The organism is Streptomyces sp. NPDC019890 (assembly GCF_044903445.1).
GTDB lineage: Bacteria > Actinomycetota > Actinomycetes > Streptomycetales > Streptomycetaceae > Streptomyces.
Genome location: NZ_JBJDQK010000039.1, coordinates 1 through 8,206, shown reverse-complemented (window position 1 = coordinate 8,206; position 8,206 = coordinate 1). Strand labels below are relative to the sequence as shown.

At 69.1% G+C, this 8,206-nt stretch carries 5 protein-coding genes; 4 read left to right on the top strand and 1 reads right to left on the bottom strand.

What is annotated here, in order from left to right:
* Nucleotides 1–154 precede the first annotated feature (154 nt).
* Nucleotides 155–1,585: a M1 family metallopeptidase gene (locus ACI2LP_RS33545; protein WP_404728316.1), complete on the bottom strand. Its 1,431-nt coding sequence runs from the start codon at nt 1,583–1,585 to the stop codon at nt 155–157.
* A gap of 500 nt (nt 1,586–2,085) precedes the next feature.
* Between ACI2LP_RS33545 and fusA the strand changes: the two genes are divergently transcribed.
* From fusA to ACI2LP_RS33525, 4 genes are all read left to right on the top strand, one after another.
* Complete coding sequence (fusA, locus tag ACI2LP_RS33540) at nt 2,086–4,197, top strand: elongation factor G (RefSeq protein ID WP_404728315.1); 2,112 nt, start codon at nt 2,086–2,088, stop codon at nt 4,195–4,197.
* A 230-nt stretch (nt 4,198–4,427) separates the two neighbouring features.
* Nucleotides 4,428–5,126 (top strand): DUF4232 domain-containing protein, encoded by a 699-nt coding sequence (locus ACI2LP_RS33535; RefSeq protein WP_404728314.1) that lies wholly within the window; start codon nt 4,428–4,430, stop codon nt 5,124–5,126.
* A 269-nt stretch (nt 5,127–5,395) separates the two neighbouring features.
* Nucleotides 5,396–7,183, top strand: a complete 1,788-nt coding sequence (locus ACI2LP_RS33530; RefSeq protein WP_404728317.1) for a S8 family peptidase — start codon at nt 5,396–5,398, stop codon at nt 7,181–7,183.
* Between the two features lie 188 nt (nt 7,184–7,371).
* Nucleotides 7,372–8,206 (top strand): class I SAM-dependent methyltransferase (locus tag ACI2LP_RS33525; RefSeq protein ID WP_404728313.1); only part of this gene is annotated, 835 nt, incomplete at its 3' end.

Sequence of the window (8,206 nt, the reverse complement as noted above, 5' to 3'; positions counted from 1 at the left end):
GCCATGACGGAAGACAGCACCCCTGCATAGCAGTCGGCAGCGCCGCAGTCGAAGATGGCGCAACATCCGCCGTTCCGTGGTCGCCCTCGGCGCCCCAGGCCGGCAATCGGGAAGGCAAGGAATCCGGCGCAGATTCCGCGGTGCCGGTGGAGGCTCAGGGGCGGGACGGCTTGCCCTTTGTGCCGATCCAGGTGTGGAACAACTTGTCGAGGTCCATGCCGGACTGCCGCTCCGCCAGGCGGATGAACTGCGCTGTGGTTCCGTGCCCGTTGCGGTGCTCGGCCGCCCATGTGCGCAGGATCCGGAAGAACGTCTTGTCGCCGACCGCCGTGCGCAGCTTGTGCAGGGCCATGGCCCCGCGCGAGTAGACCGGCGCATCGAAGATGTGCGCTCCGCTCCCGGGGTCGGCGGGCGGGAACGACCACAACTCGCTGTTCGCCGGGCTGGCGTACAGCGAGTCGAAAGTCTTCTGTGCGCTCTTGCCGCCGTGCTGCTCTTCGTAGAGCCACTCGGCGTACGTCGCGAAGCCCTCGTTGAGCCAGATGTCCTTCCAGGTGGTGAGGGAGACGGAGTCCCCGAACCACTGGTGCGCGCTCTCGTGGGCCAGGGTGCTCAGGTCCGGCGCCCGGTCGTACACGGGCCGTGCCTGGGTCTCCAGTGCGTATCCGGCCTGCGGGGCGCGGTCCACGATGGCTCCCGCGCCCTTGAAGGGGTAGGGGCCGAAGATCTTGCTCTCCCACGCCAGGACGGACGGCAGCTTCTTGAGCACGGGCGCCGAGGCGGCCGCCTCACGGGGATCGACGGCGTTGTAGACCTTGATGCCGCCGGGGGCGGTGTACTGCTCGACCTTGAACGTGCCCACCGTCGCCGTGGCGAGGTATGCGGCCATCGGCTCGGTCTGCCGCCAGCGGAAAGTGGTGCGTCCATGGGCCGTTTTCTGCCCGCGGAAGACACCGTTGGCGACGGCGGTGCGTCCCGCGGGGACGGTGACTGCGAAGTCGTAGGAGGCCTTGTCCTTGGGGTGGTTGTTGGCGGGGAACCACGTCATGGCGCCTTGCGGCTCCCCGGCCACGAACGCCCCGTCGTCGGTGGGGATCCACCCGTCCAGCGAGCCGTCGGGGTCGGTGACGGGCCCGGGCGTGCCCGCGTAGGTGACGGTGGTCCGGAACTCCTGCCCCTTGCGTATGGGGTGCTTCGGGGTGACCACCAGTTCCTGTCCATCGCGGCGAAAGGCCGCCTTGGCGTGGTTGACCGTGATGCCTGTGACCTTCAACCCCTTCAGGTCGAGGTCGAAGCGGGTCAGCCGCTGCGTGGCCCGCGCCGTGATGACCGCCCGTCCGTCGAGGTGACGGGTCTTCGGGTCGTATCCGAGGGTGAGGTCGTAATGGCCGACGTTGTAGCCGCCGTTGCCAGCAAGGACAAAATACGGGTCCCCCACACCGGACGAGCCGACCGTGGCGGCCGCCGCAGGCCCGGCGGCCGTGGCGAGCATCGCCACGACGGCGATGGGGAGGCCTGCCGCGACAACGGCGCCTCGCCGATTGGTGGTTGGGCGCGTAGCGGGCTGCTGCGGGGTTGGCGTCACAGGGGCTCCTCCGGGCTCGATGATGATCATTCGGGCCAGCTTAAGGGTCTCCTCCGCCCCAGAACTCCCTTGAACGGGTCAAGTCACTCCCAGTCGCGCCGCGCGGGACGGAAAACCAGGTGACCGGGCCCCGCCGGGCTCACTACAGTCGTCTCGCGCGCCGACAACATCGCAGCGCGCGTTTCGACGAGTGAGGGGAGCCCGACCGTGCGATACCGCACCGCTGTCGTCGTTCCCCGGTCACGGTACGACGTGATCCTGACGTCTATCTGAGCCCGGTGTCGGCTGCGCGGCCGCCACTGGACGCCCGCGACGAACACCTGACCCCTGTCCGCCCGACTGGCCGAGTACATCCCGATGCGGCATCGCTGCATCTCTGGGGATGACGCTGCATCAGGGGATCACGCTGGATCAGGGGATTCAACCGGCCTGGCTCCAGGCCGTTCAGTCCGGGAAATCGCGCCGCCCTGTTCTCGATTCACCCTGAAAGGCCTCGGGCCGTGCGTACCAACCTGCAACGTCATCTCACCAGTCCGTTGACCGACGTCCGAAATCTGGGCATCCTCGCCCACGTCGATGCCGGCAAGACCACCATCACCGAACGCATCCTGTTCGTCACCGGCGCAACCCACAAGCGGGGTGAGGTCCATGACGGGACGACCGTCACCGACTTCGACTCACAGGAGCGCGATCGTGGGATCACCATCTTCGCCGCGGCCGTGAGCTGCGACTGGGACGGTCACCGGATCAATCTGATCGACACACCGGGCCACGTCGACTTCTCCGACGAGGTGGAGCGCTCGCTGCGGGTGCTTGATGGCGCGATAGCGGTGTTCGACGGTGTCGCGGGGGTCGAACCGCAGAGCGAGTCGGTGTGGCGACAGGCCGACCGGCACCAAGTGCCGCGGATCGCCTTCGTCAACAAGCTGGACCGTGCCGGTGCCGACCTCGACACGGCGGTCGAGTCGATCCGAACGCGGCTGCACACGGTCCCGTTGGTGGTCCAGCTGCCGATCGGGCAGGAGGACGGGTTCACCGGGGTGGTTGATCTGCTGCGTATGCGCGCGCTGGTGTGGGGCGCCGGCCGCGACACGTTCGAGGAGGGCCCGGTGCCCGACGCGCTGCGGGAAGAGGCGCACCGCCGCCGCCGACTGCTCGAGGAGGCTGTGGCGGAACTCCATCCGGTCGTGCTGGAGGAGTTCTGCACGGCGTCGACGGTCTCCGCTCAGACTCTGGCCGCAGCACTGCGCGACCTGACCCGTAGTGGTGAGGGCGTGGTGGTGTTGTGCGGATCGGCTTACCGCAACTGCGGGATCGAGCCGCTGCTGGAGGCTGTCGGGGCCTACCTCCCGTCGCCTCTGGACGTGCCGGCGGTACGGGGCACCTTGCGCGGCACGGTGCAGGAGCGGGTCGCCGACCCGGCGGCGCCGTTCGCTGCACTGGTCTTCAAGGTGAATTCGACCGCCACGGGGCGGCTGACCTACCTGCGCGTGTATTCAGGAACGATCCAGAAGGGAGACGCGGTGCTCGACGTGGGCGCGGACCGCGCCGAGCGGGTGGGCCGGATCCTGCGCGTGCAGGCCGACCGGCACGCGGAGGTGGACCGGGCGGTGGCCGGGGACATCGTCGCCGTGGTCGGCCTGAAGGCCGCCCGCGCCGGGGCCACCCTGTGCACACCCGCAGCGCCGTTGCTCTTCGAATCGGCCATCGTGGCCGATCCGGTCGTCTCCGTGGCGGTCGAGGCCCGCAGCAGCCTCGAAACCGGCCGGCTGGCGTCGGCGTTGGCACGGCTGGTCGAGGAGGATCCTTCACTGGCGGTCCGGACCGACCCCGAGACCGGCCAGACGGTGCTGTCCGGTATGGGCGAGCTGCATCTGGAGGTCGCGGTGGAGAAGATCCGGCGCGCCCACGGGCTGGATGTCGGCGTCGGCCGACCGCAGGTGGCCTACCGCGAGACGGTCGCCCGCGGGGTGTCCGGGCTGGTGTACCGGCACGTCAAGCAGGACGGAGGCGCCGGCCAGTTCGCCCACGTCGTCCTTGACGTGAATGCTCTGGAGACTGCGGCCGACGCCGCCGGTGACAACGCCGGTGGCAGTGCAGGGGACTTCGTGTTCCGGTCGACCGTCGTTGGTGGACGGGTGCCGCAGGAGTACATCCGCGCGGTGGAGGCCGGTTGCCGGGATGCTCTGGCCGAGGGTCCGCTCGGCGGCCACCCGGTGACCGGACTGCGGGTCACATTGACCGACGGAGCCACCCATTCCAAGGACTCCTCGGAGATGGCGTTCCGGACAGCAGGCCGGCTCGCACTTCGGGAGGCACTGCGGGCCAGTGTGATGGCGCTCCTGGAACCGGTGGTTGAGCTCACGGCCACCGTGCCCGACGACGCCGTGGGCGGGGTGCTCGGCGACCTGGCGGCACGACGCGGCCGGGTCTCGGGCCAGGCCGCGCGGGCCGGCACAGCGGTTGTCACCGCGACCGTGCCGCTGGCCGAGTTGTTCGGCTATGCGTCCCGGCTGCGCAGTCGGACCCAGGGCCGGGGCACCTTCACCACCCGGGCCACGGGCTACGCACCTGTGCCGGCCGCGGTGTCCCACGGGATGCTGTCCCGGTAGATCACAGTGATGGCCCCGCCCGCACCGGGCGGGGCCATCCGGCTGGCGTCCGCAGGCGCGCTGACGGCGTGACGATGCTGGTGGGACGCGGGGTGATTGCATTGATCCGACATTGTCACCGATGTGTCACAGACGATCAATGGCCGAAACCTGACGTCGGCGGGTGCTGTCTGCAGTGACGAGTGCCGGCGAGAGGCCGGTACCTGGCCACTTCTCAATCGGGGGGCGTTATGAAGTACGGAAACAGCATCCGCAGAGCAGGGATGGCGATGGTCGCGGTGTCGGCGGCCACACTGCTGGCGACAGGGTGCCAGCCTGGCGGCGGCGATGCAGCGGAGTCCGGGTCGCCGACGGCGGCGGGAGGCTCTTCGGGGGCGCCGGACTCTGCTGCCTCAAAGCCGGCCGACGGGGGCACATCGGCGATGCCGGCGGCGAGCGCTTCCCCCTCGGCGCCGGGTTCGGGGACCGGATCGTCGGAGGACGAGGCCCGAACCTGTCCGGGGACGGGGCTGAAGGCGAGCGCATATCAGGCCGCTGTTCGCCCTGACGGCACGGGCATCGGTGCGGCGGTCGTCGAGTTCGCCAACACCTCTGGGCACGCGTGCACTCTGCAGGGCCACCCGACGGTGGCGGGGGCAGGCAATGGTTCACCGCAGAAAAACGCTCCGCTGACGGTGACGCGCTCGGGATCGGCGTCTCCGGTGCGGCTGGCGCCCGGCGGCAAGGCATGGGTGAAGCTGACCTTCGTCCAGGTTCAGGGCGAGGGCGACGGCTACTGCAAGTCCGGCTCCGAACCCGTCGTGTACCCGACGCTGGTGGTTGGTCTGCCAGGGGCGGGGGCGCACCAAGTCGCACTGGAGGACGGGCTCTTCGCCGAGTGCGACAACAAGGTGACCGTCACCGCCGTGACCGCGGCGAAGCCTTCCTGACGGAACCTCACAGGCCAGGGGCCGTAGGACCCTTCGATTCGAGCCCGGTACCCCCAGGGGTGCCGGGCTCGACCGGCTTCCATCAACGGATGTACGCATCGCCGGTCACGGGTTGAGACGACCTCCAAGAGCCAATCGCCCGGCAGAGATGGGCACTTGCGTGATCGGAACCTTTCCATCCGGGACCATTGTCTGACATCTTGCGTCCACCACTTCCCACACTCGGCCCGGTCGGCGCCACCAGCGCCGCCGGGCTCTCGGAGGATGCATTGCTTACCCTCATATCCGGCCGTCTGAGACGCTCGGTCGTAGCCACCGCTGCACTCGGCGCGGCCGTGGCGTTGGTAACTCCCGTAGGGGCTGCCCAGGCAGCGACGACCGCGGCGGGGACATCCGCGGCGTCCGCGTCACCCACGGCCTCGTGGGCCGCCGGTACCCGGGCCTACCTGGTCATCACCGCACCGGGCGACACATCGGCCGTACAGACGGCCGTCGCGGCAAACGGTGGCACGGTGTTCGCGCACTACGACGCGATCGGCGTGATCGTGGCGCACTCGGCGTCCACGACCTTCGCGGGCACCCTGCGCGGCGTCAGCGGGGTCCAGCAGGTCGGCGCCACCCGGACCTCGGACGTTCCGGCCGACGCGTACAACCCCGCAATTCCCCCCACCCCCGGGCAGGCCACGACCACCCTCACCGAGTCCAACCGCTGGGACATGACCCAGATCAATGCCGACAAGGCATGGGCCGTGACCACCGGCTCCTCCGCGGTCAAGGTCGGTGTCCTCGACACCGGCGTCGACGACCTGCATCAGGACATCGCGCCCAACTTCGATGCGGCCGACTCCGTCTCCTGCGCCTACGGCAAGGCGGACACGAGGACCGGCGCATGGCGCCCCGTCGGCGACCACGGCACGCATGTGGCGGGCACAATCGCGGCGGCCAAGAACGGCAAGGGCGTCATCGGTGTGGCCCCGGGCGTCAAGATCTCCTCCGTCCGCATCGCCGAGCCGAACACCAGCATGTTCTTCGCCGAGAACACCGTCTGTGGCTTCATGTGGGCCGGCGACCACGGATTCAAGGTCACCAACAACAGCTATTACACGGACCCGTGGATGTTCAACTGCCCGGACGACGTGGACCAGGCAGCGATCATCGAGGGCGTCAGGCGTGCCCAGGAGTACGCGGAGAGCAAGGGCTCGCTGCAGGTCGCGGCCGCGGGCAACTCCAACTACGACCTGGCGAACAAGCGGACCGACACATCGAGCCCGAACGACTCGACCCCCGTCACCCGCACCATCACCAACGCCTGCATCGACATCCCCACCGAACTGCCAGGCGTGGTGACCGTCGCAGCCATGGGCAATGGCAACGTCAAGGCCTCGTACTCCAATCTCGGCCGGAACATCATCGACATCGCGGCACCGGGCGGCGACGGCGCGTCCGGGGTCTACTCGACGCTGCCGGGCGGCAAATACGGCACCATGAACGGCACATCGATGGCCTCCCCGCATGTCGCGGGAGTGGCCGCGCTGCTGGCGAGCACCAACCCCGGCTCCACGCCTGCGGACCTCCGGGCCAAGCTGGCCGCCCAGGCCACCGACACGGCCTGCCCCTCCGACAGCCGCTGCACGGGCACGACCGCCAACAACAGTTTCTTCGGCGAGGGCCAGGTCGACGCGCTGAAGGCCGTCGGCGGCACACCGCCGCCCGGCGCGTACTTCGAGAACACCGTGGACGTGGCCATCGCCGACAACGCCACGGTGGAGTCCCCGCTCACTGTGACCGGGGTCAGCGGCAACGCCCCGGCCACGCTCAAGGTCGGCGTGGACATCAAGCACACCTACCGCGGCGACCTCGTGCTCTCTCTCGTGGCTCCCGACGGCACGGTCTATACGCTCGAGGACTTTCCGAACAACGACGGCACGGACAACGTCGCCAAGACGTACACCGTGAACGCCTCGTCGGAAGTGGCCGCGGGCACGTGGAAGCTGCGCGTCCGTGACCTCGCCTCCCAGGACACTGGCAAGATCGACGCCTGGAACCTGACCTTCTAGTGCATCACGGGTCCCGGTGGGAGCTGTACGCGGCTCTCACCGGGACCCGGTCGGTTGTCGCCCCGCTGTGGAGCGCGGCGTTCCGTCGTGACGACGTCACAGTTCCGCCGCTGCCCGGACATCAGGACTTCACCTGCGCAGCATCCCGCCGTGGCCCGCGGGGCGGCGCTGCGGCGTACCTTCCCGGCATGCCCTCTCTCCTTCGGAACCGGCTGGCGAAGTGGGTCTTGAGCCTAGCCGTCACCATGATCGAACGGCGCATCGAGCAGCATGTGGCGCGTGCCGCGCAGGCATTGCAGACCGATGTCGACGCTCTCCACCGAAAGGTGGCCGCCCTGCAGAACCCGCAGTACGGACTGTCTCTGCTCGTGGACGGGACGGGAAGAGGCACCCACCGGATGCCCACCGCCCCCCAGATCGACACTCTCGTACGCCAGGTACAGGGGGTGACGGACGCCAGTGAACATGCCCGTCGCAGTGTGACCGTCGCCTATCGCACGGTGGTGGCTCTGGAGTCACTCGGCGTGGGCAGGCTGGCCGGGTCCACCTCCAATGTGTGCGGAAAGCTCGCCACGGTGCCGCTGCTCTCCCCGCCGAACGGCAACGTCCTCGAAATCGGCACTCTGTACGGGATGTTCGCCGCGGGACTGCTACGGATGCTGCACCGGTCCGGGACCGAACCGCATCTGACGATCGTCGATCCGCTGGCCGGCGCGCAGCTTCAGCCCGGCGCCGCCCCGCAGGGCGCGGATCCCACCGGCACGCCGGTGCGCGAGGACGTCGTACGGGCCAACCTGGCACTCGGCGGCGTCGGTTCGGTGATCGATGCGCGAATCCAGCAGGGCTTCTCGGGTGATCCGGAGGTACGGGCCGCTGTTTCCGACCGGGAGTACGGGGTGATCGTGGTGGACGGCGATCACTCCATGGACGGGGTGCGGTCCGATCTGGAATGGGTCGAGCAGATCGTCGCCCCGGGCGGGATCGTGGTGCTCGACGACTACGGCGACAAGGCCTGGCCCGGGG